A 25,420-nucleotide genomic window follows, 5' to 3' on the forward strand; every position below is an offset into this window, starting at 1 on the left:
GCAACGGCGCTATTCGCAGGCGAATGCGCTGCGCATAATGCCGACATTTTCACTGACAAGGAATCGATTCGATGCAGTACGACGCGCTCGCCTGGGCAACGGCTCTGCTGGCATTGCTGGTGTTGTTCATCGCCCTGCGCATTCTGTTCGGCGGGCGCTGGTTTCTCGCCTGGCTGCGCGGCACCAGCGGCCTGATATTTCTCGCTGCTTCGGCGCTGGTGGGCCTGGTGGCCTACGACCTGAGCCGCTACGAGCCGTTGCCCGCCAACAAGCCACTGCTGGCCCTGAGCTTCCACCGTACGGCCAACGTCTATCAGGTGGATATTCTCGAGAATGGCGTGCAGCGCAGCGTCAATCTGGAGGGCGATCTCTGGCAACTGGATGTACGTTTGCTGCAGTGGAAGGGCCTGGCCGCGCTGATCGGCCTGGAGCCTGGCTACCGGCTGGAGAAGATCAACAGCCGCTTCCTGTCCATCGAGCAGCAGAGCCAGGCGCGTTACACACAGGCCGAGCTGACCAGCAGCTTGTACGGCGTAGACCTGTGGCGCTGGCTGCGCCTGGGCCAGCACGATCTGTTCATGTTCGATGCCCAGGCGCGCCGCGTGACCTACCTGCCGATGGCCGACCAGGCGGTGTTCAACGTCAGCCTGACACCAACTGGCCTGTTGGCCGAGCCGATGAACGAGGCGGCTCATCAGGCGCTCAAGGATTGGCAGTGAGTTGCTGCAACTCGTATGTGGCCCACGTGGAATAACTGGAACGTGCGGGATGCGGGAGCGGACGTCGAGCATAGCTTTTGTAGGAGAGGCTTTAGCCTCGAGCTCTTTGTTTGCCGTAATAAAAAGCTCGCGGCTAAAGCCGCTCCTACGAAATCGCTGTTGATTATCTGTGGGAGCGGGCCATGCCCGCGAAAAAATCACGAGCATGGCCCGTTCCCACAGGTAAAGCAGTTATGTCCGCTTGTCTATACCTAGCAATTCGAGTCGCGAACAGGTTTCAGGACAGGAACCCGCCATCGACATTCAACGCCACGCCCGTGGTGTAGCTCGACGCCTCGCTGGCCAGGTACAGCACCGCGCCGGCCATCTCGCTCGGATCGGCGACGCGCTTGAGCGGAATGCGCTGCAGGGCGAAGTTGAGGATCGCCTCGTTCTTGGTCAGCGCTGACGCGAAGCGCGTGTCGGTCAGCCCCGGTAGCAGGGCATTGCAGCGGATGCCGAACTGCGCGCATTCCTTGGCGAACACCTTGGTCATGCTGATTACCGCTGCCTTGGTCACCGAATAGATGCCCTGGAATTCACCCGGTGACACGCCGTTGATCGACGCCACGTTGATGATGCTGCCGCCGCCGTTCTCCTTCATCAGCTTGCCGCCTTCGATGGACATGAAGTAATAGCCGCGGATGTTCACATCGACAGTCTTCTGGAACGCGCCCAGGTCGGTATCCAGCACGTTACAGAACTGCGGGTTGGTCGCCGCGTTGTTGACCAGGATGTCGAGTCGCCCGTAGCGCTGGCGAATCTCGGCGAACACCGCCTGAATCTGCTCCATCTCGCCGATATGGCAGGCCATCGCCACGGCCTTGCCGCCCTTGGCGACGATGGCATCGGCGACGGTCTGGCAATCGTCGAGCTTGCGGCTGGCGACGATCACTTCGGCGCCCTGTTGGGCGAGCAGGTGGGCGATGGCTTCACCGATGCCGCGGCTGGCACCGGACACGAAGGCGATCTTGCCGTCGACGTCGAATAACTGGGTCTTGGACATGGCGTGGGTCTCAGTAAGGAAGGGCGTCAGAGCGATGAACGGGCGATGACCCCGAGGGCCATCTGTTCGAGCAAGGCGTTCATCTGCACGAAGGAGGCGAAGCGCTTGTCGGCGGTTTGCCCGTGGTAGTAGCGGTAGTAGATCTGCTGGACGATGCCGGCCAGGCGGAACAGGCCGTAGATGTAATAGAAATCGAAGCAGTCGATGCGGATGCCCGCGCGCTCGGCGTAGTAATCCACGAAGGCCTGGCGGGTCAGCATGCCGGGCGCGTTGCTCGGCTGGCGACGCATCAGTTGCACCGGGGCGGGGTCGTCCGCTTCGATCCAGTAGGCCAGGGTGTTGCCCAGGTCCATCAGCGGGTCGCCCAGGGTGGTCAGCTCCCAGTCGAGCACGCCGATGATGCGCAGTGGGTCGTTGGCATCGAGGATCACGTTGTCGAAGCGGTAGTCGTTGTGCACGATGGCCGGCCGCGGGTGGTCGGCCGGCATCTTCTCTTGCAGCCAGCTGCGGACCGCCTGCCAGCCGGGCGCATCGGGGGTGCGCGCGTTGTCGTAGCGCTCGCTCCAGCCGCTGATCTGCCGCGCCACGTACCCATCGGGCTTGCCCAGGTCGGCCAGGCTACAGCGTTGATAATCGACCTGGTGCAGCTCGACCAGGCGGTCGATGAAGCTCTTGCACAGGGAGGTGGTCTGATCGGCCGTGAGCTGCAGCTCTGCCGGCAGGTCGGCGCGCAGGATGATGCCGTCCATACGCTGCATGACGTAGAACTCGGCGCCGATCACCGATTCGTCGGTGCAGTGCACGAACGCCTGCGGGCAGTACGGAAAAGCGTCTCTGAGTTGGTTGAGAATACGGAATTCACGGCCCATGTCGTGGGCTGACTTGGCCTTGCGGCCGAAAGGCGGGCGGCGCAGTACCAGTTCGCGGTCGGCGTAGCGCAACAGGTAGGTCAGGTTGGAAGCGCCCCCGGGGAACTGGCTGATCTGCGGTTCACCCTGCAGATCGCTCAGATGGGCCTTGAGGTAGGCGTCGATGGCGCGGGCATCGAGTTCTTCGCCCTGGCGGATGGCGCCGGGTCGGTCGGTGAGTGTCATCCCTATCCCTTCTCGTTGTCATTGGCGGTGATGATCGGGTCAATCTAATCAGCTGGGCGGCCGCTCACAAGCGTGGCGCAGGCTTATCTATGTAGCTGTTGGTGGCGAATCAAACCCGTTGATACGCCAAGCGGCAGGGCAAAGATTGCCGTGAGTTATTTCGAGGTTGGCTCTGCCGATAACCCTAGGGGTGGTCGCCAAAATAGCGGGCAAAAAAAACCGGAATCCTGGGATTCCGGTTTCGCGATTCGAGCCGATTGCCTGTACTCAGACCGAGAACAGTTCGCTCAGCTTGAGCGCCAGCATCATGTCGCCTTCGGCGCGCAGCTTGCCGGCCATGAAGGCCTGCATGCCGTCGGTTTCACCGGTGGTGATGCCTTTGAAGGTTTCCTTGTCCATGATCAGGGTGACATTGGCGTCCGGGTGCTCGCCATGGCCCACGTCGCAGGTGCCGTCCTTGACGATCAGGTAGTGGTTGTCGGCATCTTCGATGTTGAACTGGAAAACCAGGTCCAGGCCTTCGGCGGCGCTGGGGTTGAACTTGGCTTTCATGGTTTGGACGATGTCTGCGACGCTCATGGTGGTTTCCTTGTGGTTTCCGATTGTTCTGCGCCCTTGCGGGCACGTTGACCGTCGCTCAGCGATAGGTAATGAGCGATGGAGTGTTCAACAGCTGCAAATGGGCGTGGCTGTTGAAGGAAGCTAGGGTCACCCGCTCGCCCTGGAACTTCAGGCAGCTTAGCGAGGTGTTGATGATTTGCCAGTTCATGGCGAACGCGCTGGCGACCGGCATGCCGGTCAGCAGGTGGATCAAGGCGGTGATGGTGCCGCCGGAGGTGAACACGGCGATGCGCTCGCGGGGCTGGGCGCTATTCAGCAACCGTTGCAGGCCGCCATTCACCTGATCGAGAAATGCCTGCCAGCTTTGCAGCGCCGGCGCGTCGTAGTCGCCGCCGATCCAGGTGTCGAGCAGGCGCACGAACAAACGCTGGAACTCGGCGCGGTTGTGCGCGGCATTACGCATCACCTCCAGCGCCTGGGGCTCGTGGGGCAGCAGCGCCGGGAGCAGGGCGCGGATCACCCCTTCGGCATCGAATTCGTTGAAGGCTGCATCGGTTTGCAGCGCAGGCGCCTCGGCAAGCTGTTCGAGCACCAGTCGGCCAGTATCGGCCTGACGCTTCAGGCTGCCGCTGACTGCGCGATCGAGCTTGAGGCCAGTCTCGGCCAGATGGCGGCCGAGCAAGATCGACTGGCGCTCGCCGAGCGACGAGAGGACATCGTAATCCTCTGCACCGAATGAGGCCTGGCCATGTCGAATCAGGTAGATGCTGCCCACGTGCGCTGCAACCCGCGAACCTTGAATGTGAGGCGAGGGTAGGAGGGATGGGCGGAAGCTGTCAACGAAAATTCATACGTTTGTTTGAATCGCCCGCGGTAAGGCTGAAAAGCGTGCGCTGACTGGTGGCTGCCCGGCGGCGCCGGTATGCTGGCCGATGCAGGCTGCCGCGCGAGGCGGCTGATTGGATAAAGGGGAAGTGTGTGGAGTTTCTTGCTGATTACGCAGGGTTTCTGGCCAAGACGGTGACGCTGGTGGTGGCCATTCTGGTCGTGCTGGTGGCGGTAGCCGTTTTGCGCAGCCGCGGGCGTCGCAGTGGTGGGCAGTTGCAGGTCACCAAGCTCAATGATTTCTACAAGGCGCTGCGTCAGCGCCTGGAACAGTCGATTCTCGACAAGGATCAGCTCAAGGCGCTGGGCAAGGAAGAAGCCAAGGCCGCCAAGGCGGCGAAGAAGCAGGCGCCGCAGAAATCGCGGGTGTACGTCTTGGACTTTGACGGCGATATCAAGGCCTCGGCCACCGAGGGCCTGCGCCACGAGATCACTGCACTGTTGAGCCTCGCCACGCCCCAAGACGAAGTGGTGCTGCGCCTGGAAAGCGGCGGTGGCATGGTGCACAGCTATGGGCTAGCCTCGTCGCAACTGGCGCGCATTCGTCAGGCTGGCGTGCCGCTGACGGTGTGCATCGACAAGGTCGCCGCCAGCGGTGGCTACATGATGGCCTGCATCGGCGAGAAGATCATTTCCGCGCCGTTCGCCATCCTCGGCTCCATTGGCGTGGTCGCCCAGCTGCCCAACGTCAACCGCCTGCTGAAGAAGCACGACATCGACTTCGAAGTGCTGACCGCCGGTGAATACAAGCGCACCCTGACGGTATTCGGCGAGAACACCGAAAAGGGCCGGGAGAAGTTTCAGGAAGATCTGGAGACCACCCACGAGCTGTTCAAGAACTTCGTGGCGCGCTACCGCCCTCAGCTGGAAATCGACGAGATCGCCACTGGCGAAGTTTGGCTCGGCATGGCAGCGCTGGAGAAGCAGCTGGTCGACGAATTGAAGACCAGTGACGAATACCTGGCCGAGCGGGCTCGCGAAGCCGACCTTTATCAGCTGCACTATGTACAGAAGAAATCCCTGCAGGAGCGTGTCGGCCTGGCTGCCAGCGTTGCGCTGGATCGCTTTGCCCTGACCTGGCTGGGGCGTCTGACCCAGCAGCGTTTCTGGTAACCCGCACCCTCCGCTCTGGCGGATCAAGGAGGTCTGGATGACGAGTTTCACTGCGCTGCAAGCGGCGCCCGACACCCACGGTCATTTCGCGATGCAGGTTGTGGATCGCGATGTGGCCGATCTGCCGGCCGGCGAGCTGCTGATTCGTGTTCGCTATTCCTCGCTGAACTTCAAGGATGCGCTGTCCGCCACCGGCCAGCGTGGCGTCAGCAAGCATTACCCGCATACGCCGGGCATCGATGCCGCTGGTGTGGTGGAGCATTCCAGCGCCGCCGAATTCACCGAAGGTGATGAGGTGATCGTCACCGGTTACGACCTGGGCATGAATACCGCCGGTGGGTTTGGTCAGTACATCCGAGTGCCTGCCAGCTGGGCGATCAAACGTCCTCAGGGTTTGTCACTGCGCGAGGCGATGATTCTCGGCACCGCCGGCCTGACCGCGGCACTGTGCGTCGACAAGCTGGAGCAGGCTGGCCTCGAGCCGCAGAACGGCCCGGTGCTGGTCACCGGCGCCACCGGCGGGGTGGGCAGTATCGCGGTGATGCTGCTGAACAGTCTCGGCTATCAGGTCAGTGCCGCCACGGGCAAGGCCCAGCAGGGCGATATGCTCAAGCGCCTGGGCGCCTCCCAGGTCGTGCCGCGGCTTGAGCTGCAGAGTGGCGCCGAGCGACCGCTGCTACGCGAGCAGTGGAATGGGGCGGTGGACACCGTGGGCGGCGACATTCTGTTCAACGTGCTCAAGGCCACCCGTTACGGTGGCAGCGTCGCCTGTTGCGGGCTGACAGCCGGTGTGGATTTCCAGGCCAGCGTGCTGCCCTTTATCTTGCGTGGCGTGAACCTGCTGGGCGTTGATTCGGTGGAGCTGCCGCTGGTGGTCAAGGCGTCGATGTGGGATCGGCTATCGCTGCAATGGAAGCTGCCAAATCTGGAAGCCCTGGCGACCGAAGTGGGGCTTAACGAGCTGCCGGCAGCCATCGAGCGCATCCTGCAGGGCGAGCAGGTCGGGCGGGTGCTGGTCAGGCTCGACTGAGGCTCGATAAACGCCCATAAAAAAACCCGCCTTTTGGCGGGTTTTTCATTCTTAGAGCCTGTTCACGATCTCGCGAGCTAGAGCCATACAAGGCAAAAACAGTCGATGTAAATGAGCATTCCGACTGGGCTGGCAATCCATCCTGTTTTTAACGCAGTAGGGCCGACGCGCAGCAGATCGTGAGCAGGCTCTTAGGCGCGGCGCCGGAACAGCGGCTGAGGCTGGTCCGCTGAGGCCTGATAGACCTCGGAGAACTCCTCGAAGGCTTTCAGGGCGTCTTCGGCGTCCTTGTCCTCGCGCAGGGCGAAGGCGTCGAAGCCGCAGCGCTTGAGCGCCCAAAGCTGGTCACGCAGTACGTCGCCGATGGCACGCAGCTCGCCCTTGAAGCCGTAGCGGGTGCGCAGCAGGTAGGCGGAGGACGAGTGACGGCCGTCGGTGAAGGCCGGGAAGTTCAGGGCGATGACCTGGAAGGCGTCCAGCGAGTCGACGATCGACTCGATCTCTTCCTCGGCGTCCAGCCACACACCTAGGCCGCCGTCGCGGGCCTTGAGAGCGTGGCCATGTTCGAGCCAGAGGTTCAGCGGCACGATCAGGTCGTCGCAGTTGGAAAGCTCTTCGAAGGCGGTTTCCTTGGGCAGAAGGTGCCAGCTTTCGTCGACGATCTGGCCGTTCTTAATGATTCGCTGCATATACGCGCTCCTTGAACGGGGCGACACCGATACGGCGGAAGGTGTCGATGAAACTTTCTTCTTCGGTGCGTTGCTCGACGTAGACGTTGACGATCTTGTCGATCACGTCCGGCATGTCGTCTTGGGCGAAGGACGGGCCAAGGATCTGCGCCAGGCTGGCGTCACGGCCGGCGCTGCCGCCGAGGGACACCTGGTAGAACTCCTGGCCTTTCTTATCGACGCCGAGAATGCCGATGTGGCCCACGTGGTGGTGGCCGCAGGCGTTCATGCAGCCGGAAATGTTCAGGTCGATGTCGCCAATGTCGAACAGGTAGTCCAGGTTGTCGAAGCGGCGCTGGATGGCTTCGGCCACCGGAATCGACTTGGCGTTGGCCAGCGAGCAGAAGTCGCCGCCCGGGCAGCAGATGATGTCGGTCAGCAGGCCCACGTTCGGCGTGGCGAAACCCTTGTCGCGCAGTTCGCCCCACAGGGTGAACAGCTGCTGCTGCTCGACGTCGGCGAGGATGATGTTCTGGTTATGGCTGTTGCGCACTTCGCCGAAGCTGTAGCGATCGGCCAGGTCGGCGATGGCATCGAGCTGCTTGTCGGTCACATCGCCCGGGGCCACGCCGGTGGGCTTGAGCGACAGGGTGACAGCTACATAGCCCGGTTTCTTGTGGGCGAAGGTGTTGCGCTGGCGCCAGCGGGCAAAACCCGGGTGCTCGGCGTCGAGCTGAGCGAGTTGAGCATCCTGATCCTGCAGCGCCTGGTAGGCCGGATCGACGAAATGCGCAGCGACGCGGGCCACTTCGGCGTCGGTCAGGGTGGTCGGGCCATCCTTGAGGTGCGCCCACTCGGCGTTGACGCGCTCGGCGAACACTTCCGGGGTCAGCGCCTTGACCAAGATCTTGATGCGCGCCTTGTACTTGTTGTCGCGACGGCCGTAGCGGTTGTAGACACGCAGAATGGCGTCGAGATAGGAAAGTAGGTGCTGCCAGGGCAGGAATTCATTGATGAAGCTGCCGACGATCGGCGTACGGCCCAGGCCGCCACCCACGGCGACGCGGAAGCCCAACTCGCCCGCGGCGTTCTTCACCGCTTCCAGGCCGATGTCGTGCACCTCGATGGCGGCGCGGTCACTGGCGGCGCCGTTGACGGCGATCTTGAACTTGCGCGGCAGGTGGCTGAACTCGGGATGAAAGGTCGACCACTGGCGGATGATCTCGCACCAAGGGCGCGGATCGATGATTTCATCCTTGGCCACACCGGCGAACTGGTCGGTGGTGGTGTTGCGGATGCAGTTGCCGCTGGTCTGGATGGCGTGCATCTGCACGGTGGCCAGCTCGGCGAGAATCTCCGGCACGTCTTCCAGTTCCGGCCAGTTGAACTGTACGTTCTGGCGAGTGCTGATGTGCGCGTAGCCCTTGTCATAATCGCGGGCGATTTGCGCCAGCTTGCGCACCTGGGTGCTGTTCAGCAGGCCGTAGGGCACAGCGATGCGCAGCATGGGTGCGAAGCGCTGGATGTACAGACCGTTCTGCAGCCGCAGCGGACGGAATTCTTCGCCGCTCAGTTCGCCACTGAGGTAACGGCGGGTTTGATCGCGGAACTGCTTGACGCGGTCCTCGACGATTTTCTGGTCGTACTGGTCGTATACGTACATGGGAATCCTGTTATCAGGCTGCTTGCCAGATCGATCGAGCGATTGCGGCGCGACAGTGTGGCTTGGTTCGGCAGCGAGCGGTTTGTCACTTGTCTACCGTGGCCCTGGCAAGCCGCCACGCATAATGCTTCGATGACCCGTTACAGCAAATCTGCGCGCACGGCCGCGCACTCCTCATGCGGAGCCGGGGCACGATACCAGTTCAGGTTTATGCGCAAAAGTGATGTTTGAATATAAGAAAAGAACTTTTGGTGCTAAGTCAGAATGCATGCATAACTGTGCTGGTGGATCGTTGCGCAAGTGCCTGGCAGGTGAGATTTTCCTTGCCTGACTATTGAGAATCATCCGCAACAATGTGATGGTTCGTTGACTGCCCGCAGCCTCCCAATACCGGGCGGCGAACAGGTGAAACGTCGACAATAATCTGCTTGTCGCACACATAAGGCCGGCCTTGTGCGCCGCCTGTCCCAGAGTTGAACGAAGAGGTTCTATGCAAACGCTTTCCGCGCGCAATGGCATGCTGCAGGCATGGGTTTCCCAGGTTCGTGAATCTCCGTGGGTGGCCGCCGGGCTGGGCATTGCTCTGTTGGTGGTGTTGTGGTTGCTGTTCAGTAGTCTGGTCAATATCTTCGATGGGGCGCACCCGGAGCGTATCCGTTATGCCCTGTATGGCGGCGGCGCGGGCTTTGCAGCAACCGCTCTGGGTGCGCTTGCGGCGCTGGCGCTGGGCAACATCAGCGTCAGGACCCAGGACAGCATGCTCGGCTTCGCGGCCGGCATGATGCTGGCGGCCAGCTCCTTTTCGCTGATCCTGCCTGGCCTGGAAGCGGCCGAAGTGTTGACCGGCAGCGGTTTGCGGGGCGCTGCGACGGTGGTGCTCGGGCTGGCCCTTGGTGTGCTGCTGATGCTCGGGCTGGACCGCTTCACACCCCACGAGCATGAAAGCGCGGGCGCGCAGGGGCCACAAAGCAGCCGGCTAAGCCGCGTATGGCTGTTCGTGTTCGCCATCACCCTGCATAACCTGCCGGAAGGTATGGCCATTGGCGTTGGCTTTGCCGGCGATGACATGCAGGTCGGCATTCCATTGGCAACCGCCATTGCCATTCAGGACATTCCCGAAGGCCTGGCTGTCGCCCTGGCGCTGCGCACCATCGGTGTATCGGTCTTGCGTGCGGCACTGATTGCAGCCGCCAGTGGCCTGATGGAGCCCCTTGGCGCGTTGGTTGGTGTCGGCATGTCGAGCAGCTATGCGCTGGCTTATCCCATCGGCCTTGGTCTGGCCGCCGGTGCGATGCTGTTCGTGGTATCCCACGAGATCATCCCCGAGACTCACCGCAACGGCCACCAGACGGCGGCGACTCTCGGGCTGATGGGCGGGTTTGCTGTGATGATGTTCTTAGATACGGCATTGGGCTGATAGGCATTTGCCCAGCGCTGATGCACACTGCGCCAGGTTTCGAGCTTCGTTAGTCACTATGGGATTGGCGCGTGCGCACAAGAGATGTCATGGCCCGTTTTCGTCACATCGGTGGCCTTCTGGTGCTGATGTGCGCCCTGAGCGGCCCGCTCGCCGCTCAGGAGGAGCCGTTGAATGTCTATGTTGGCCAGGGCCAGATGCCCTTCGCCGACGGCGTGGCCAAGGGCTCCGGGCTGTTCGGTGAGCTGATGCGTGAGCTGTGTACGCGCACGGCCCAGCAATGCGTGTTTCGCAGTGTGCCCTGGCGCAGGGTCTTGAGCGAGGCCGAAGGCGACCCCCATGGCATCGTGCTCAATCTGGGGCGTACCCCGGAGCGGGAGAATGGATTCGTCTGGCTGCTTGATGTGCTGCCCACGCCCTATGTGCTCGTCAGTCTCGACCGCACCTTCGACAACCTGAACGATGCCCTGCGGGCCGGCCCGGTGGCGGTGATGGCCGGTACCCCGCGCGCTGATGAACTGAAACGCATCCAAAGTGGCGACCAGCGTGTAGTGGAGGTCACCGATCCGCTGCAAGCTGCCGAGCTGCTGCGCAGCGGCCGCGTGGTGGCCTGGTACGAGATCGACTTGCGGGCTTTCTATCTATGGCGCGAAATGAATGCCCAGGCGCCGCTGCTGGCTGGCAAGCCGCTGAGCAGTACGCGCAGTCATATTGCTGGCAGCCTCAAACTGGAAGGTGCCGAGGCGCTGTCGCAGAAGATGACGGCGGCGTTCGAGGACATGCATCGCGATGGCAGCTGGCAGCGCATTCTCGTCAGTTATCTGGGGCTGGAGCGGTCGCGGGCTTTGCTGTCTGGCGGCTGGTAAGTCATGCTAGCGCCCTGAAACCCCGAGGAGCGCCTGATGAAGTACATCCACCAGCGCGAGCACCTCAACGAAGATGACCTGGTCATCATCGAATGCTCGCAACCCTGCAATATCCGCCTCATGAACGATGCGAACTTTCGCAGTTTCAAGAATGGTGGTCGCCATACGTATCACGGCGGCGCGTTCGACAAGTTTCCGGCCAAGATCACCGTGCCCAGCAGCGGTTTCTGGAACATCACCCTCGACACCGTAACCCGCAAGGCGATCAGCGTGACGCGCAAGCCGACCCTCAAGCACTCGATCAAGATCGTGCGCCGCTCGTCTTCAGATTTGTCCTGATGCGACTCAGATACTGCTGCTGTTGAAACCCTCGTCGATAAAAGCTTCGCGGCCGCCTGGAGCCAGACTGCAGATGGCCTCCAAGCCCAGATAGTCATAGCCGCGTTCTTGCTGGTCAGGATGACTGGGCTTCTCTTGGCAGCGAACCTGAATCCACAGCCGGTAGCCCTCGTCGCAGACCTCGTAGGTTTCCGACTCAATGTAGTACGTGCCGGCAAGATTATTGCGGCAGGGAAAAGCATCGATTTCGGGGAAGCACTGCTCAGGGTCATTGACGTAGGCATCAAGACGCCGTTGCAATTGCTCAGAAAGCGAACTCAGCAGAGGCGCAAACGCCTTTCGTGCTTTCTCGGCCTGAGGCCCATCCAGCAGTATGCGGTGCCGGGCGAAATCCGGCGCCCAGAGGGGTGGCGCGATGCGCTGCAAGATGATCATCCGTAGAGTGGCGCGATCAGTCTTCTGCGTCACTGCTCACCGCAGCGAGACAGGTCAGATGGTGTTCGCCAATGCGCCAACTGTCTTCTGCTGCCAGGTATTGCGCTTCCATCACCGCGTTGTAACTGAACTGCCAGCGTTTGCGTTCGCGGCCGTCTTGGGCCTCGATAGACAATACAACCGCCTCGCTGGCGAACGCCTCGTTCGCCTCAGCGGCCGCATCGGCCTGATCGAGTAGCGCGTCGTCGAGCTGGAAGTCGAAGGCGTGCAGGTCATCGATGACCAGCATGTCGGCGTTTTCCAGCTGGTCGAGCAGGTAGGTCGTTGTGTCGGTCATGGCAGTCCGGTCGTTCAATGGATTCAGTTCGCGAGGTAGGCGAGTACCCGCGGGTCTTTGTAAAGGGCCACCACGCCGTCGGCGATCGAGCCGCTGAGGTCCTGCTGGGCACTGGCGCCCGTAGCGTGATTGATGGTCATTTCGAAGCGTTGCCCATCACCCAGGCTGACGGTGAAGGTCATGGTGCCTTTCCAGTAGAAGAAGATGTAGCGGCTCTCCAGGTGCGTGACCTTGAGGTCGATGCGCTTGTCGCTTCCTGCGCTGACCTTGCCATGGCGTGCCAGTTCGAAGCGGGCCTGAGTCACCATGGTCTTGGTAACTTCGTGGTAATTCGACTGCAGGCGGGTGCCGCTTTGCGAATGCAGAATCACCGGCTCGGTCGCAGGCTGGGCATTTTCGATGGCGATCGTTCCTTTGACCGGGAAATCAGCTATCTTGGAAGCGGCCAGGTCGAACACTGGCGGGTCGAAGGCGATGGTGCCGCAGCCGGTCAGCAGGGCGAACAGAAAGAGGGCGTGTAGTCGGTAGTACATGGGTACGTCCTTGCAGAGAAAGAACCCGGCGACTGGCGCCGCGCGGGTTCGCAGGTCCTTGTGTTGGCTCAGTCGTCATAACCGAGGTTCGGCGCCAGCCAGCGTTCGCTGATGGCGATGTCTTGTGCCTTGCGCGCGGTGTAGCTTTCGATCTGATCCTTGTCGACCTTGCCGACGGCGAAGTACTGCGCCTCGGGGTGGGCGAAGTACCAGCCGGAGACCGCGGCCGCCGGGAACATGGCGTAGTGCTCGGTGAGGAACACGCCGCTGCGGCCCGCCTTGTTGTAGTCCGCTTCGGGGTCCAGCAGTTTGAAAAGCGTACCTTTCTCGGTGTGATCCGGGCAGGCCGGGTAGCCGGGGGCAGGGCGTATGCCCTTGTACTGCTCGCGGATCAGCGCCTCGTTGTCCAGTTGCTCGTCCGTCGCGTAACCCCAGTACTCCTTGCGCACGCGCTCGTGCAGCCACTCCGCGCACGCCTCAGCGAGGCGGTCGGCCAGGGCCTTGACCATGATCGAGTTGTAATCGTCGCCCTTGGCCTCGTAGGCCTTGGCCACTTCCTCGGCGCCGATGCCGGCGGTGGTGATAAAGCCACCCACGTAGTCGGTCACGCCGCTGTCCTTCGGCGCGACGAAGTCGGCCAGCGACAGGTTCGGCTTGCCGTCAGGCTTGATGGTCTGCTGACGCAGGTGGTGCAGGGTGGCGAGCTGTTCGCCGTTATTGCCGTACACCTCGATGTCGTCGTCACGCACCTGATTGGCCGGCCAGAAACCGAACACGGCGCGGGCCTTGATCAGCTTCTCGTCGATCAGCTTGCGCAGCATCGCCTGGGCATCGTTGAACAGGCTGGTGGCCGCTTCGCCGACGATCTCGTCGGTGAGGATGCGCGGGTATTTGCCGGCCAGGTCCCAGGAGATGAAGAACGGCGTCCAGTCGATGTACTCGGTCAGCACGTTGAGGTCGATATCGTCGAGCACCTTGGCGCCGGTAAAGCGCGGTTTTGGCGCGCTGTAGCCGGCCCAGTCGAACTTCGGCTTGTTGGCCACCGCGTTGGCATAGCTCAGGCGCTCGGTGCGGGTCGCGCGGGCGGCGGTGCGTTCGCGCACCACCACGTATTCGTCGCGGGTCTTCTGCACGAAGTCGGCCTTGAGCTCCTTGGACAGCAACTGGGTGGCTACACCCACGGCGCGCGAGGCATCGGTGACGTAGACCACGGCGTCGTTGCTGTACTGCGGGTCGATCTTGACCGCGGTGTGCGCCTTGGAGGTGGTGGCGCCGCCAATCATCAGCGGTAGCTTGAAGCCCTGGCGCTGCATTTCCTTGGCAACGTGCACCATTTCATCCAGCGACGGTGTGATCAGGCCGGACAGGCCGATGATGTCGCACTTCTCGGCGATGGCGGTCTGCAGGATCTTTTCCGCCGGCACCATCACGCCCAGGTCGACGATGTCGTAGCCGTTACAGCCCAGCACCACGCCGACGATGTTCTTGCCGATGTCGTGTACGTCGCCTTTCACGGTGGCCATGAGGATCTTGCCCTTGGCTTGCGGCTTGTCACCTTTCTCGGCTTCGATGAAGGGGATCAGGTGCGCCACGGCCTGCTTCATCACGCGGGCGGACTTGACCACCTGGGGCAGGAACATCTTGCCCGAGCCAAACAGGTCGCCGACCACGTTCATGCCGCTCATCAGTGGGCCTTCGATGACCTCTATGGGGCGCGCGCATTGCTGGCGGCACTCCTCGGTGTCCTCGACGATAAAGGCGGTGATGCCCTTGACCAATGCGTGCTCCAGGCGTTTGTCTACCGGCAGTGAGCGCCATTCCTCGTTCTCTACTTCCTTGGCGGCGCCGTCACCCTTGTACTTGTCGGCGATGGCAAGCAGCGCCTCGGTGGCGCCGTCGTGGCGGTTGAGCACAACGTCCTCGACCGCGTCGCGCAGCTCCTTGGGAATCTCGTCGTAGATTTCCAACTGGCCAGCGTTGACGATGCCCATGGAGAGGCCATTCTGGATCGCGTAGTAGAGGAAGACCGAGTGGATCGCTTCGCGCACCGGGTTGTTGCCGCGGAACGAGAACGACACGTTGGAGACGCCGCCGCTGGACAACGCATAGGGCAGGTTATCGCGGATATAGGCGCAGGCTTCGATGAAGTCGACGGCGTAATTGTTGTGCTCTTCGATGCCGGTGGCCACGGCGAAGATGTTCGGGTCGAAGATGATGTCTTCCGGTGGGAAGCCCACTTCATTGACCAGAATGTCGTAGCTGCGCTGGCAGATTTCCTTCTTGCGCGCTGCAGTGTCGGCCTGGCCGACCTCGTCGAAGGCCATTACCACCACGGCGGCGCCATAGCGCTTGCACAGCTTGGCGTGGTGCTTGAACTGCTCGACGCCTTCCTTCATGGAAATCGAGTTGACGATGCCCTTGCCCTGGATGCACTTCAGGCCGGCCTCGATCACCTCCCACTTGGAGGAGTCGATCATGATCGGCACGCGGGAGATGTCCGGCTCACCGGCAATCAGGTTGAGGAACCTGACCATGGCCGCCTTGGAGTCGAGCATCCCTTCGTCCATGTTGATGTCGATCACCTGGGCACCGGCTTCCACCTGCTGCAGGGCGACTTCCAGCGCCTCGGTGTAGTTCTCCTCGCGGATCAGGCGGGCGAACTTGGCCGAACCGGTGATGTTGGTGCGCTCGCCGACGTTGACGAACAACGACTGGCGATCGATGGTGAACGGCTCCAGACCGGACAGGCGACAGGCCTTGGGAATCTCCGGAATCGCACGGGGTTGGTACTTGGCGACGGCTTCGGCAATGGCCTGGATATGCGCCGGGGTGGTACCGCAGCAGCCGCCGATGATGTTGAGAAAGCCGCTGGCGGCGAACTCTTCGACCACCGCAGCCATCTCGGCAGGCGATTCGTCGTATTCACCGAAGGCGTTGGGCAAGCCAGCGTTGGGGTGCGCGGAGACGTGGGTGACAGCCTTGTTCGACAGCTCTTCCAGATAGGGGCGCAGGTCGGCGGCGCCGAGGGCGCAGTTCAGGCCCACGGAAATCGGCTTGGCATGGGCCACCGAGTTCCAGAACGCTTCGGTAGTCTGGCCGGACAGGGTGCGGCCGGAGGCGTCGGTGATGGTGCCGGAGATCATGATCGGCAGTTCGATGCAGTCTTCCTCGAACACCTGTTGCACGGCAAAGATTGCCGCCTTAGCGTTGAGGGTGTCGAAGATGGTCTCGATCAGGATCAGGTCGGCGCCGCCCTCGATCAGGCCGCGAGTGGCTTCGGTGTAGTTCTCCACCAACTCGTCGAAGGTGACGTTGCGGTAGCCGGGATCGTTGACGTCCGGGGAAATCGAGCATGTGCGGCTGGTCGGGCCGAGCACGCCGGCCACGAAGCGCGGCCGGTCCGGGGTTTCCAGGGTCTTGGCGTCGGCCACTTCACGGGCCACGCGGGCGCCGGCGACGTTCAGTTCGTAGACGATCGACTCCATGTCGTAATCGGCCTGGGACACCTGCGTGGCGTTGAAGGTGTTGGTTTCCAGGATATCGGCGCCGGCATCTAGGTAAGCCTTCTCAATGGCGGCGATGATCTGCGGCTGGGTCAGCAGCAGCAGATCGTTATTGCCTTTGACGTCGCTCGGCCAGTCAGCGAAGCGTTCGCCGCGGTAGTCAGCTTCTTCGAGCTTGTAGCTCTGGATCATGGTGCCCATGCCGCCGTCGAGGATCAGGATGCGTTCCTTGAGGGCTTGCTGAAGTGCTTGGAGGCGGGCGCTGCGATCTGGCAAAGGCATGGAAAAGGCTCTGAACGGGAGGCTACGACAAGGTCGCTGATGATAACAAACCTTGACGGCATTTCTGCGTCGCGCACTTATGCATGAATTATGTTCATGTTGCTGATGGCGTCCGGTGGCATGCAGGCATAGCGATGGCACAGGCGAGACGGCTAGAATGCGCGGCCAATTTCGTGGAATTTGTGCCATGCGCTGCCGGCTGCTGTTGACCCTTTGCCTCGTTCTGATCAGCCCGCTGACAATGGCCCAGGACATTTCCTACAGCCGCGACATCCAGCCGATCTTTACGCAGAACTGCGTAGCCTGCCATGCCTGCTACGATGCGCCATGCCAGCTCAACCTGGGCAGCGGCGAGGGAGCCGAGCGCGGCGCCAGCAAGGCGGCGGTTTACGATGGCACGCGCACCCACACCCAGGCCACCACTCGCTTGTTCATCGACGCCCATGGTGCGCCGGCCTGGCGCCGCAAGGATTTCCATTCAGTGCTGGAACAGCAGGACGGCCAGGCTGCATTGATGGCGCGCATGCTCGAGTTGGGCCACGCCACACCGCTGCCGGCCAACAGCAAGTTGCCCAAGGATCTGGACATCAGCATCGAGCGCGCCAACCAGTGCGCGCTGCCGGGCGAGTTCGCCGACTTCGCTAGCAAGAACCCCATGGCCGGCATGCCGTTCGCCGTTACCGGCCTTACCGAACAGGATTACCAGACGGTGCAGCGCTGGTTGCAGCAGGGCGCGCCGGTCGACGCGCAGGCGCTGCAGGCCAGCCCCGCTGAAGCCAAACAGGTCGCCGACTGGGAACGCTTCCTCAATGCAGACGGTGACGAACAGCGACTGGTCAGCCGCTGGATCTATGAGCACCTGTTTCTCGCCCATCTGTATTTCGAAGGTGGCGAGGCCGGGCATTTCTTCCAACTGGTGCGTTCGCGCACGCCCAGCGGCCAGCCAGTGGACATCATCGCCACGCGGCGCCCCAACGATGACCCGGGTACTGACATCTATTATCGGTTGATGCCGATCCAGGGTGTGATCGTTCACAAGACCCACATCACTTATCCGCTCAGCGCCGTCAAGCTTGCGCACGTGCGCGAGCTGTTCTTCGGCACTGACTGGCAGGTGGCTACGCTGCCGGGGTATGGAGTGCAGCATCGCTCCAACCCGTTCCTGGCATTCGAGGCGATTCCCGCCCAGGCGCGCTATCAGTTCATGCTCGATAACGCCGAATACTTCGTGCGCACCTTCATCCGTGGGCCCGTATGCCGCGGGCAGATCGCCACCGACGTGATCCGCGACAATTTCTGGGTTTTCTTCCAGGACCCGCAACACGATCTGTACATCACCGACCCGGCCTATCGCGGCGAAGCCACGCCGCTGCTGGCCATGCCCGGCCAACTCGACGAGATCGGCGATCTGCTGGGCCTGTGGCACAGCTACCGCGACAAGCGCAACGCCTACGAGGCCCTGCGCACTGACGGCTATCACGAGGCACCGCCACCGGAGTGGTCACAGATCTGGCAGGGCAATGACAACGCGCTGCTGTCGATCTTCCGTCAGCATGACAGCGCTTCGGTGCGCAAAGGCCTGATCGGCGAGATCCCGCAGACCCTCTGGTGGATGGATTACCCGCTGCTGGAACGCACCTATTACCAGTTGGTGGTCAATTTCGACGTGTTCGGCAATGTCTCGCACCAGGCGCAGACCCGCCTGTACTTCGACCTGATCCGCAATGGCGCCGAGCAGAACTTCCTGCGCCTGATGCCAGCCGATGCGCGCACGTCGATCTTCGGCGACTGGTATCAGTACAGCGGCAAGCTCAAGGCGTGGATGGATTACTACCCGCTGGACAAGAAGACGCCGAGCGGTTTGGCCTTGGGCGGTGATAATCCCAAGCACCAGTTCGCCGAGCAGTTGCTGCAGCGCTTCGATGGCCTGAATGCGCGGCGTGACCCGATCAATCGGTGCGGTGGCGAGCACTGCTATCGCGATGGCTTGCCGGCCGAGCTGCGTCAGGCAGAGCAGGCGCTGAGCCGCCTGGCATCGAAGCCGGCCGCACAACTCAGGGTGATCGAGCAACTGCCGGAGGCCACGCTGCTGCGGATTGAAGGCAAGGGTGGGCGCCGTGAGGTCTACAGCCTGCTGCGCAATCGCGCTCACAGCAATGTGGCCTTCATGCTCGGCGAGGAGCTGCGCTACCAGCCGCGTCTGGACACCCTGACGGTGTACCCGGAGGTGCTGAGCAGCTACCCGAACTTCATGTTTTCGGTACCCGCGGCCCAGGTGCCGGACTTCGTGACCGCCATGGAGCAGGCCCGCGACGCTAAAGCCTTCGAGAAGATCGTCGAGCGTTGGGGCATTCGCCGTACCCATCCGCAGTTCTGGCAATATTTCCATGACCTGACGGCGCATATCCGCGAGCACGAGCCGGTGGAGGCCGGCGTGCTGGACATGAACCGCTACGAGAACCTCTAGGCAGGCGGCGCTGCGCCGGCCGTAGAGCTTTGGCGCAGCGACCCTTGCGGCAAGCCCGTACAGCGCTTCGCCAATTCACCCGATCTTTCTCCCGCCACTGCGGTCGGACCCTGTGGCAGCCAATCATTCAGGGCTGCTGCTTACCGATTTCAACGAGAGGGAGCGTAGCGTTTCTATGCTGATTTCCGTGCAGGCACTTCGGGCTCTGGCGGCCTGGATAGTGGTTTTTCACCATGTCATGCAGGTGTTTTTCGATTTCAAGGCCGAGAGTTTCATGGGCCGTCTTTTCACCGACAAGGGCGCCGTGGGCGTCGACATCTTCTTCGTTATCAGCGGCCTGGTTATCTATTTGTCCACCCAGGGTAAGACCATCACGCCTTGGCGCTTCATGCTCAACCGCATCCTGCGTATCGTGCCGGCCTATTGGCTTTATTCACTGCTCGCCGCGTTGATCATCGCTTACGCCAACCCGGTGATGCCGGTGCAGCAGTTCGATCTGCATCACCTGTTGCTCTCGCTGCTGTTCATTCCGGCCGAGAATCCGGGCGGTTTCGGGCTCTACCCGACGCTCAACGTCGGCTGGACCCTGAACTACGAGATGTTCTTCTACCTGCTGTTCGCCCTGGCCTTCATGGTGCCGCAACGTCTGCGATTGGCCTTCGTCGCGGTGATGCTGATGATCTTCGGCCTCATGGCCACCCAGCCGTGGCTCAGCAATTTCTACCGCAACAGCATCGTCTACGAGTTCCTGTTCGGCGTGCTGCTGGGCATGGTCTATAGCCGCGGCTGGATCCGCCAGGGCCTGTGGGTGCCGCTGCTGGTAATCGCCGGCTCGCTGCTGGCCATTTACCACTTCGATACCAGCATGCGCCTGCTGCACTGGGGCGTGCCGAGCGCGCTGATCGTCGCAGCGTGCATTTCCATGGAGCCCTGGTTCAAGGACAACCGCCTGCTAGCGCGCATGGGCGACTGCTCGTATTCGGTGTATTTGCTGCACGTGATCATTCTGTCCCTGGGCTGGTACGTGCAGGCCAGCCTGGATCTCAACCCTTATGTGGTCATCGTCGCCTGCATGCCGCTGATCGCTCTGGCGTCCTGGGGCAGCTACGAACTGATCGAGAAGCGCTTCTTCGTTCAGGCCAAGACTTGGATCAACGAACGCTCGAACAAATCGCAGCTTCAAACCATATCCTGAGTAAAATAGTAGGACTTTATTCGCGGCGGTCATTTGGCGTACACTTCGCCACATGACCGTGAGGAGTTGCCATGAGCACCATTACCATTACCGATGCCGCCCATGATTACCTGGCCGACCTGCTGAGCAAGCAGAACACACCGGGAATCGGTATCCGTATATTCATCACCCAGCCCGGTACCCAGTACGCGGAAACCTGCATCGCCTACTGCAAGCCAGGCGAGCAGAAGCCCGAAGACCAGGCCGTTGGTCTGGCCAGCTTCACGGCCTGGATCGACGCCGTCAGCGAGCCGTTTCTCGAAGACGCCGTGGTCGACTACGCCACCGACCGCATGGGCGGTCAGCTGACCATCAAGGCACCGAACGCGAAAGTGCCGATGGTCAATGAAGACAGCCCGCTCAATGAGCGAATCAACTACTACCTGCAGACCGAGATCAACCCGGGCCTTGCCAGCCACGGCGGCCAGGTCACGTTGATCGACGTGGTCGACGAAGGCATCGCCGTGCTGCAGTTCGGCGGTGGTTGTCAGGGTTGCGGCCAGGCCGACCTGACCCTCAAGGAAGGTATCGAGAAAACCCTGCTCGAGCGCATTCCGGAGCTCAAGGGCGTTCGTGACGTGACCGACCACAGCAATCGTGAAAACGCGTATTACTGATTGCAATGTGTGCAATGACAAGGCGACTTCGGTCGCCTTGTCTGCTTTGGCATGCTTCACTTCATTCAAGTGTTAGAAATATCGGATGGCGTTCTGCTATAAGTGGCAGCAACGCTCCCAAGGATGGCGCCGCTGTCGGATAGCCGCCGCAGCCAAGCCGGATCAGGCCCACCTCTTGAGGCGTATCGATGCCCACCGCATCTCTTCTCGTCTGTGATGACTCCAACATGGCTCGCAAGCAACTGCTGCGTGCCTTGCCTGCTGAATGGCCCGTAACCATCAGCCAGGCCGCTAACGGCGAAGAAGCGCTCGAACAGCTGCGCGCCGCTCACTTTGATCTGCTTCTGCTCGACCTGACAATGCCGATGCTTGATGGCTATGGTGTGCTCGCGGCGCTGAAAGCTGAAGGCCGTGCGCAGAAGGTCATCGTGGTGTCGGGTGACGTGCAGGATGAAGCCATCCGCCGCGTCAAGGAACTTGGCGCCCTGGCATTTCTGAAGAAACCTGCCGACCCCGAGTTGCTGCGCCAGACCCTGGACCAGCTCGGCTTTCTGCGTGCCGCGCCAAGCGCTGCGGTGCCCACCGCGCTGCCCGAGCCCAAGGTATCGTTTCGCGATGCTTTCCGTGAGGTGGTCAACGTGGCCATGGGCCGCGCTGCTGCATTGTTGGCCCGAGTACTCGGCGTCTTCGTGCAGTTGCCGATTCCCAACGTCAATATCCTCGAAGTCAGCGAGTTGCACATGGCCCTGGCAGACGCCCAGCGCGGCAATGGGCTGACCGCGGTTTGCCAGGGCTATATCGGCGAGGGCATCGCTGGCGAAGCGCTGCTGATCTTCCATGACTCGGAAGTGGCCGATATGGCCCGGCTGATGCAGTGGCAGCAGCACAACCATTCGTCCATGGAAATGCTCCTGGACATGTCCAGCATCATCATCGGCGCTTGCCTGAGTGGTATCGCCGAGCAGCTCGACGTGAGTTTCTCCCAGGGCCACCCGCAAATACTCGGTGAACACGCCTCCATCGACGAGCTGATTCGCATCAATAGCCAGCGCTGGCGCAAGACTCTGGCGGTGGAGGTGAGCTACAGCATCGAAGGCCATGACATCCACTTCGATCTGCTGCTGCTGTTCACCGAAGATTCGGTGTCGTTGCTGACCAACAAACTCGCCTACCTGATGGAATAAGCCGCATGGCCGAGAGCATGGATTTAAACGATTTCCACTGGCTGCTGGCCATCGTGCAGAGCATCGATGTCGGCGTGGTGGTGCTCGACCGCCAGTACAACGTGGAAGTGTGGAACAGCTTCATGGAGAACCACTCCGGGCGCAGCGCGCGGGATGCCGCCGAGCGCTCGTTCTTCGAGCTGTTTCCCGAGGTCGATGAAGTCTGGTTTCGCAACAAGGTGGAGAACGTCGTCACCCTGGGCACGGCGGCCTTCACCATCTGGGAGCAGCGGCCCTATCTGGTGAGGTTCAAGAACTACCAGCCGATCACCGGCGTGGAAGACTTCATGTACCAGAACACCACCATCCTTCCGCTCATGGCCACCAACAGCAAGATCGAGCACCTGTGCGTGATCATCTATGACGTGACGGGTGTCGCGGTGAACAAGCGTCAGTTGCAGAGCATCAGCGACCAGTTCAAACATCTGTCGCGCACTGACCGGCTCACTGGCCTCAACAACCGGGGCCACTGGGAGGAGGAGCTCAAGCGCGAGCACGCCCGCCATCGCCGTTACGGCAGCAGCGCGGCGTTGGTGATCTTCGATATCGATCACTTCAAGAAGGTCAATGACACCTACGGCCACCAAGCCGGCGATACGGTGATCCGGAGCGTGGCTCAGGTGCTGCGCGAGCAGTTGCGCGATACCGATATCGCTGGGCGTTACGGCGGCGAGGAGTTCGTGGTGCTGCTGCCGGATATCGACGCGACCGGCGCGCGAATCTTCGCCGAGCGCCTGCGCATGCTGGTCGAGCGCCTGCAGATCAGCCACGACGGGCAGGTGATTCCCTTCACCATCAGCCTCGGCGTGGCCGACCTCAGCGAGCCCAGCCACGATCACCAGCAGGTCATCCAGTGGGCCGACCAGGCGCTTTACAACTCCAAACGCAATGGCCGCAACCAGGTGACGGTGTTCGGCTTCTAGCCGGCCACTGGGAGCCTGGGGGCTGGGCGTGCTAGCAACACTACCATCAGGGCTATGGCCAGCAAGGGCAGCATGGCCAGGTTGACCTGGAACCAGCCCAGCCCGGTGATCAGCGCACCGGATGCGAAAGCTGCGCAGGCGGCGACGCTGCCGTTGGCCAGTTCCATAAGCCCCTGTGCCTTGCCGCGCTCGGCTGGTTCGTGTGCCTTGGCGAGCAGGGTGGTGCCAGCCACCAGCATCAGATTCCAGCCAATGCCCAGTAGCAGCGAAGAAATCAGGAAGTAGGCCTGTGACTGGCCACTTATCCCGACCAATGCACTGCACGCCAGTATTCCAATACCGACAAAAGCTACCGGCCTGCTGCCCAGGCGGTCCACCAACGGGCCGGCAATCAGAGCGGGTAGGAACATGCCGAGCATGTGCCACTGGATCACCTGGGTGGCGTCTGCCAACGGCAAACCACAAAAACTCATGGCCAGCGGAGTCGCGTTCATCACCAGAATCATCAGGCCATGGCCAATAGCGGTCACCGCCAGCGCGCAGCGAATCGCCGGGCGGGCCAACAGGCTGCGCAGGTCGCCGCGCGGCGCCACGGGAATTGCGCCCTCGCGTAGGGCACTGAGCAGCACTAGGCCAAGCAGCGCCAGCCCAGCCAGCAACAGGTAAGCACCGACAAACGGCGTGCTCACGGCGTTGCGCGCCCAGAGCGTCAGGCTCGGCGCGATCAGCGCTGCGCAGATGCCGCCAGCGATCACCCAGGCGGCAGCGCGTCCCTTGTGGGCGTCGTCCACAGTCTCCAACGCCGCAAAGCGGTAATACATGGCGGAAGCCTGGTAGACGCCAATCGGCAGGGCACCCAGGCAGAACAATACGAAGTTTTCCAGCCAGACACCCGAGGCGCTGATCAGGCCGCCGAGAATGCCGGCTGCTGCGCCCAGGGTCAGGCCGGGCCTACGCCCATGGCGCTGCATGAACAGCGACAGCGGGTGAGTGGCCAGCAGGTTGCCGAGCACCAGCAAGGCCAGGGGGAGGGTGATCAGGCTGTTGTAGGGAGACAATTGCATACCGATCAGCGCGGTGAGTGTGATGCCGATCAGCGAGCAGCTCCAGTACAGCGCCTGGGCGAGGAACAGAATCAGCAGCGCCCGATTACGCACCAGCAGCATCGCATCTTCCCGCTTTGAGCAAGCGTAAGATCGAGGGCGGGTTGGCCGCCAGCTTGGCAACTGGGCGGACTGGCCGGCGCACAAGCTCGCCGCTGCAGTTGGGGCAACGACCGTTGAGGTGGGTGTCGGCACAGGCGTTGCAGTAGGTGCATTCGAACGAGCAGATGCGCGCGTCCAGAGACTCGGGAGGCAGATCTCGGTCGCAGCATTCGCAGTTGGGGCGTAGTTCAAGCATGGCTCATCTCCTGACCGAAACGTTCGGCGTATTGCTGGGGGCTGATGGACAAATGTTTGTGAAAGACGCGGCGCAGGTTTTCCGGATGGCCGAAGCCTGTGAGGCGCGCGACAGTGCTGATCGAGGCCTGGGCGTCCTGCAGCAGGGTGCGGGCAGCCTCCAGACGCACACGCTCCACGTAGCCCGCCGGTCCGGTGCCCAGCTCTCGGGCGAATACGCGGGACAGGGTGCGCGGCGTCATCCGCGCCCTGTTGGCCAGGACGTCGAGGGAGAGGTCGCTGCCCAGGTTGGCAGGAATCCACTCCAGCAGTTCGGCCAGGCGCGGCGTACGGCTGGGCTCCGGAGCAAGCAGGGCGCTGAACTGGGCTTGGCCGCCCGGGCGGCGCAGGAACATCACCAGCCGCCGCGCCACGGCCAACGCCATGCCGCGACCGAGATCCGCTTCAACAAGCGCCAGCGCCAGGTCGATTCCTGCAGTGACACCCGCGGAGGTGAACAGGTGCTCGCTACCATCGCCCGCGTCTGAGGCGTAGGTGTGCAGGCAGTCGCTGTCGACCAGCAGCTTGCCATCCTGGCGCAGGGTGTCGATATCGGCCCAGTGGGTGGTCACCCGTCGGCCGTCGAGCAGGCCGGTGCGCGCCAGAATCAGCGCACCCGAGCAGACCGAACCCAGGCGGCGTATCTGGGGTTCGGCAGCACGCAGCCAGCTCAGCAGCGGCTCGTTTTCACATTGCCGGGCTTCACCGGCACCACCGGGAATCAGCAGGGTGTCCAGATTGGAAGGATCTACGTCGCGCCATGCAGCGTCAGCCACGATGCACATGCCGGCGGAGCTGGAGATGGGGCCGGGCTGCTCGGCAAGCAACAGCAGGCGATAGGCGTCGCCCAAGCCGTGGCGGTTACGTTCGACGTTGGCTGAGGCGAAAACCTGCAGTGGGCCGACCACATCCAGGCTCATGAAGTCCGGGTAGATCAGCGCGGCAATGCATTTGCGGTCGTCCATGGCGGCCCCTCGGCGTAAGAGGTGGCCAGTGTGCTGAAGAAGGGTTATGGCGGCAACGACAT

24 protein-coding genes are annotated in these 25,420 nt (G+C 62.0%); 11 read left to right on the forward strand and 13 right to left on the reverse strand.

The features are described 5' to 3' along the window. Positions 1 to 71: 71 nt before the first annotated feature. On the forward strand, positions 72 to 719 hold the full coding sequence (locus PVA39_RS07160; RefSeq protein WP_274123503.1) for a hypothetical protein: 648 nt from the start codon (positions 72 to 74) through the stop codon (positions 717 to 719). A 277-nt stretch (positions 720 to 996) separates the two neighbouring features. Here the strand turns inward: PVA39_RS07160 and PVA39_RS07165 are convergent, their stop codons facing one another. The 4 genes from PVA39_RS07165 to PVA39_RS07180 all read right to left on the reverse strand — a co-directional run bounded on the left by PVA39_RS07165 (position 997) and on the right by PVA39_RS07180 (position 4,194). After that, the gene (locus tag PVA39_RS07165) at positions 997 to 1,764 is read right to left on the reverse strand and encodes an SDR family oxidoreductase (RefSeq protein WP_274123504.1); all 768 of its coding nucleotides are present in this window, start codon (positions 1,762 to 1,764) and stop codon (positions 997 to 999) included. A 26-nt stretch (positions 1,765 to 1,790) separates the two neighbouring features. Further along, a complete protein-coding gene (locus PVA39_RS07170) occupies positions 1,791 to 2,858 on the reverse strand; it encodes a phosphotransferase family protein (RefSeq protein ID WP_274123505.1) in 1,068 nt (355 codons plus the stop codon). Between the two features lie 267 nt (positions 2,859 to 3,125). After that, on the reverse strand, positions 3,126 to 3,437 hold the full coding sequence (locus tag PVA39_RS07175; protein ID WP_013791366.1) for an SCP2 sterol-binding domain-containing protein: 312 nt from the start codon (positions 3,435 to 3,437) through the stop codon (positions 3,126 to 3,128). A gap of 58 nt (positions 3,438 to 3,495) precedes the next feature. Further along, a complete protein-coding gene (locus PVA39_RS07180) occupies positions 3,496 to 4,194 on the reverse strand; it encodes a histidine phosphatase family protein (RefSeq protein WP_274123506.1) in 699 nt (232 codons plus the stop codon). Positions 4,195 to 4,397: 203 nt separating this feature from the next. On the opposite strand from PVA39_RS07180, the gene sohB reads away from it, so the two are divergent. Both sohB and PVA39_RS07190 read left to right on the forward strand, forming a co-directional pair. Further along, on the forward strand, positions 4,398 to 5,417 hold the full coding sequence (gene sohB, locus PVA39_RS07185) for a protease SohB (protein WP_013791368.1): 1,020 nt from the start codon (positions 4,398 to 4,400) through the stop codon (positions 5,415 to 5,417). A gap of 37 nt (positions 5,418 to 5,454) precedes the next feature. Continuing rightward, the gene (locus PVA39_RS07190) at positions 5,455 to 6,447 is read left to right on the forward strand and encodes a YhdH/YhfP family quinone oxidoreductase (RefSeq protein WP_274123507.1); all 993 of its coding nucleotides are present in this window, start codon (positions 5,455 to 5,457) and stop codon (positions 6,445 to 6,447) included. A 191-nt stretch (positions 6,448 to 6,638) separates the two neighbouring features. On the opposite strand, the gene PVA39_RS07195 is transcribed toward PVA39_RS07190, so the two are convergent. Continuing rightward, positions 6,639 to 7,136 (reverse strand): DUF934 domain-containing protein, encoded by a 498-nt coding sequence (locus PVA39_RS07195; RefSeq protein WP_013791370.1) that lies wholly within the window; start codon positions 7,134 to 7,136, stop codon positions 6,639 to 6,641. Continuing rightward, a complete protein-coding gene (locus PVA39_RS07200; protein ID WP_093504833.1) occupies positions 7,120 to 8,778 on the reverse strand; it encodes a nitrite/sulfite reductase in 1,659 nt (552 codons plus the stop codon). Before PVA39_RS07200 ends, PVA39_RS07195 begins: the two co-directional genes overlap by 17 nt. A gap of 490 nt (positions 8,779 to 9,268) precedes the next feature. Between PVA39_RS07200 and PVA39_RS07205 the strand changes: the two genes are divergently transcribed. From PVA39_RS07205 to PVA39_RS07215, 3 genes are all read left to right on the forward strand, one after another. Continuing rightward, positions 9,269 to 10,195, forward strand: a complete 927-nt coding sequence (locus PVA39_RS07205; protein ID WP_093504830.1) for a ZIP family metal transporter — start codon at positions 9,269 to 9,271, stop codon at positions 10,193 to 10,195. 89 nt (positions 10,196 to 10,284) lie between these two features. Continuing rightward, the gene (locus PVA39_RS07210; protein WP_274123509.1) at positions 10,285 to 11,061 is read left to right on the forward strand and encodes a substrate-binding periplasmic protein; all 777 of its coding nucleotides are present in this window, start codon (positions 10,285 to 10,287) and stop codon (positions 11,059 to 11,061) included. Positions 11,062 to 11,097: 36 nt separating this feature from the next. Beyond that, positions 11,098 to 11,400, forward strand: a complete 303-nt coding sequence (locus PVA39_RS07215; RefSeq protein ID WP_093504826.1) for a DUF1883 domain-containing protein — start codon at positions 11,098 to 11,100, stop codon at positions 11,398 to 11,400. Positions 11,401 to 11,406: 6 nt separating this feature from the next. Here the strand turns inward: PVA39_RS07215 and PVA39_RS07220 are convergent, their stop codons facing one another. The 4 genes from PVA39_RS07220 to metH form a co-directional block, all read right to left on the reverse strand. Next, the gene (locus PVA39_RS07220) at positions 11,407 to 11,826 is read right to left on the reverse strand and encodes a hypothetical protein (RefSeq protein WP_274123511.1); all 420 of its coding nucleotides are present in this window, start codon (positions 11,824 to 11,826) and stop codon (positions 11,407 to 11,409) included. A gap of 25 nt (positions 11,827 to 11,851) precedes the next feature. After that, the gene (locus PVA39_RS07225) at positions 11,852 to 12,172 is read right to left on the reverse strand and encodes a DUF5629 family protein (RefSeq protein WP_274123512.1); all 321 of its coding nucleotides are present in this window, start codon (positions 12,170 to 12,172) and stop codon (positions 11,852 to 11,854) included. 23 nt (positions 12,173 to 12,195) lie between these two features. Continuing rightward, positions 12,196 to 12,705, reverse strand: a complete 510-nt coding sequence (locus PVA39_RS07230; protein WP_274123513.1) for a hypothetical protein — start codon at positions 12,703 to 12,705, stop codon at positions 12,196 to 12,198. Between the two features lie 68 nt (positions 12,706 to 12,773). Further along, the gene (gene metH, locus PVA39_RS07235; protein ID WP_274123515.1) at positions 12,774 to 16,490 is read right to left on the reverse strand and encodes a methionine synthase; all 3,717 of its coding nucleotides are present in this window, start codon (positions 16,488 to 16,490) and stop codon (positions 12,774 to 12,776) included. 187 nt (positions 16,491 to 16,677) lie between these two features. Between metH and PVA39_RS07240 the strand changes: the two genes are divergently transcribed. From PVA39_RS07240 to PVA39_RS07260, 5 genes are all read left to right on the forward strand, one after another. Further along, positions 16,678 to 18,957: a fatty acid cis/trans isomerase gene (locus PVA39_RS07240; protein ID WP_274123516.1), complete on the forward strand. Its 2,280-nt coding sequence runs from the start codon at positions 16,678 to 16,680 to the stop codon at positions 18,955 to 18,957. A gap of 175 nt (positions 18,958 to 19,132) precedes the next feature. Further along, the gene (locus tag PVA39_RS07245) at positions 19,133 to 20,152 is read left to right on the forward strand and encodes an acyltransferase family protein (RefSeq protein ID WP_274123517.1); all 1,020 of its coding nucleotides are present in this window, start codon (positions 19,133 to 19,135) and stop codon (positions 20,150 to 20,152) included. 71 nt (positions 20,153 to 20,223) lie between these two features. Continuing rightward, positions 20,224 to 20,808 carry a Fe-S biogenesis protein NfuA gene (gene nfuA, locus PVA39_RS07250; RefSeq protein WP_093504814.1) on the forward strand — a complete coding sequence of 195 codons (585 nt, stop codon included), beginning with the start codon at positions 20,224 to 20,226 and terminating at the stop codon, positions 20,806 to 20,808. A gap of 188 nt (positions 20,809 to 20,996) precedes the next feature. Further along, positions 20,997 to 21,992: a response regulator gene (locus PVA39_RS07255; protein ID WP_274123518.1), complete on the forward strand. Its 996-nt coding sequence runs from the start codon at positions 20,997 to 20,999 to the stop codon at positions 21,990 to 21,992. 5 nt (positions 21,993 to 21,997) lie between these two features. Beyond that, positions 21,998 to 22,954, forward strand: a complete 957-nt coding sequence (locus PVA39_RS07260; protein ID WP_093504810.1) for a sensor domain-containing diguanylate cyclase — start codon at positions 21,998 to 22,000, stop codon at positions 22,952 to 22,954. On the opposite strand, the gene PVA39_RS07265 is transcribed toward PVA39_RS07260, so the two are convergent. The 3 genes from PVA39_RS07265 to PVA39_RS07275 are packed head-to-tail and all read right to left on the reverse strand — an operon-like array spanning position 22,951 to position 25,358. Further along, positions 22,951 to 24,117: an MFS transporter gene (locus PVA39_RS07265; protein WP_274123804.1), complete on the reverse strand. Its 1,167-nt coding sequence runs from the start codon at positions 24,115 to 24,117 to the stop codon at positions 22,951 to 22,953. The genes PVA39_RS07260 and PVA39_RS07265 overlap by 4 nt on opposite strands. After that, positions 24,104 to 24,355 (reverse strand): DUF1272 domain-containing protein, encoded by a 252-nt coding sequence (locus PVA39_RS07270; protein ID WP_274123519.1) that lies wholly within the window; start codon positions 24,353 to 24,355, stop codon positions 24,104 to 24,106. The genes PVA39_RS07265 and PVA39_RS07270 overlap by 14 nt, the downstream gene beginning before the upstream one ends. Then, the gene (locus PVA39_RS07275) at positions 24,348 to 25,358 is read right to left on the reverse strand and encodes a GlxA family transcriptional regulator (RefSeq protein ID WP_274123520.1); all 1,011 of its coding nucleotides are present in this window, start codon (positions 25,356 to 25,358) and stop codon (positions 24,348 to 24,350) included. Before PVA39_RS07275 ends, PVA39_RS07270 begins: the two co-directional genes overlap by 8 nt. Positions 25,359 to 25,420: the final 62 nt, after the last annotated feature.

The organism is Pseudomonas sp. CNPSo 3701 (genome assembly GCF_028674975.1).
Taxonomy (GTDB): domain Bacteria; phylum Pseudomonadota; class Gammaproteobacteria; order Pseudomonadales; family Pseudomonadaceae; genus Aquipseudomonas; species Aquipseudomonas straminea.

Coding starts and splice junctions, on each gene's coding strand:
- PVA39_RS07230 (WP_274123513.1), bottom strand. CDS start 12,705: ATGTACTACCGACTACACGCCCTCTTTCTGTTCGCCCTGCTGACCGGC.
- PVA39_RS07225 (WP_274123512.1), bottom strand. CDS start 12,172: ATGACCGACACAACGACCTACCTGCTCGACCAGCTGGAAAACGCCGAC.
- PVA39_RS07240 (WP_274123516.1), top strand. CDS start 16,678: ATGCGCTGCCGGCTGCTGTTGACCCTTTGCCTCGTTCTGATCAGCCCG.
- PVA39_RS07260 (WP_093504810.1), top strand. CDS start 21,998: ATGGCCGAGAGCATGGATTTAAACGATTTCCACTGGCTGCTGGCCATC.
- PVA39_RS07165 (WP_274123504.1), bottom strand. CDS start 1,764: ATGTCCAAGACCCAGTTATTCGACGTCGACGGCAAGATCGCCTTCGTG.
- PVA39_RS07270 (WP_274123519.1), bottom strand. CDS start 24,355: ATGCTTGAACTACGCCCCAACTGCGAATGCTGCGACCGAGATCTGCCT.
- PVA39_RS07255 (WP_274123518.1), top strand. CDS start 20,997: ATGCCCACCGCATCTCTTCTCGTCTGTGATGACTCCAACATGGCTCGC.
- PVA39_RS07210 (WP_274123509.1), top strand. CDS start 10,285: ATGGCCCGTTTTCGTCACATCGGTGGCCTTCTGGTGCTGATGTGCGCC.
- metH (WP_274123515.1), bottom strand. CDS start 16,490: ATGCCTTTGCCAGATCGCAGCGCCCGCCTCCAAGCACTTCAGCAAGCC.
- PVA39_RS07170 (WP_274123505.1), bottom strand. CDS start 2,858: ATGACACTCACCGACCGACCCGGCGCCATCCGCCAGGGCGAAGAACTC.
- PVA39_RS07200 (WP_093504833.1), bottom strand. CDS start 8,778: ATGTACGTATACGACCAGTACGACCAGAAAATCGTCGAGGACCGCGTC.
- PVA39_RS07160 (WP_274123503.1), top strand. CDS start 72: ATGCAGTACGACGCGCTCGCCTGGGCAACGGCTCTGCTGGCATTGCTG.
- PVA39_RS07195 (WP_013791370.1), bottom strand. CDS start 7,136: ATGCAGCGAATCATTAAGAACGGCCAGATCGTCGACGAAAGCTGGCAC.
- PVA39_RS07190 (WP_274123507.1), top strand. CDS start 5,455: ATGACGAGTTTCACTGCGCTGCAAGCGGCGCCCGACACCCACGGTCAT.
- PVA39_RS07175 (WP_013791366.1), bottom strand. CDS start 3,437: ATGAGCGTCGCAGACATCGTCCAAACCATGAAAGCCAAGTTCAACCCC.
- PVA39_RS07275 (WP_274123520.1), bottom strand. CDS start 25,358: ATGGACGACCGCAAATGCATTGCCGCGCTGATCTACCCGGACTTCATG.
- PVA39_RS07215 (WP_093504826.1), top strand. CDS start 11,098: ATGAAGTACATCCACCAGCGCGAGCACCTCAACGAAGATGACCTGGTC.
- PVA39_RS07245 (WP_274123517.1), top strand. CDS start 19,133: ATGCTGATTTCCGTGCAGGCACTTCGGGCTCTGGCGGCCTGGATAGTG.
- nfuA (WP_093504814.1), top strand. CDS start 20,224: ATGAGCACCATTACCATTACCGATGCCGCCCATGATTACCTGGCCGAC.
- PVA39_RS07205 (WP_093504830.1), top strand. CDS start 9,269: ATGCAAACGCTTTCCGCGCGCAATGGCATGCTGCAGGCATGGGTTTCC.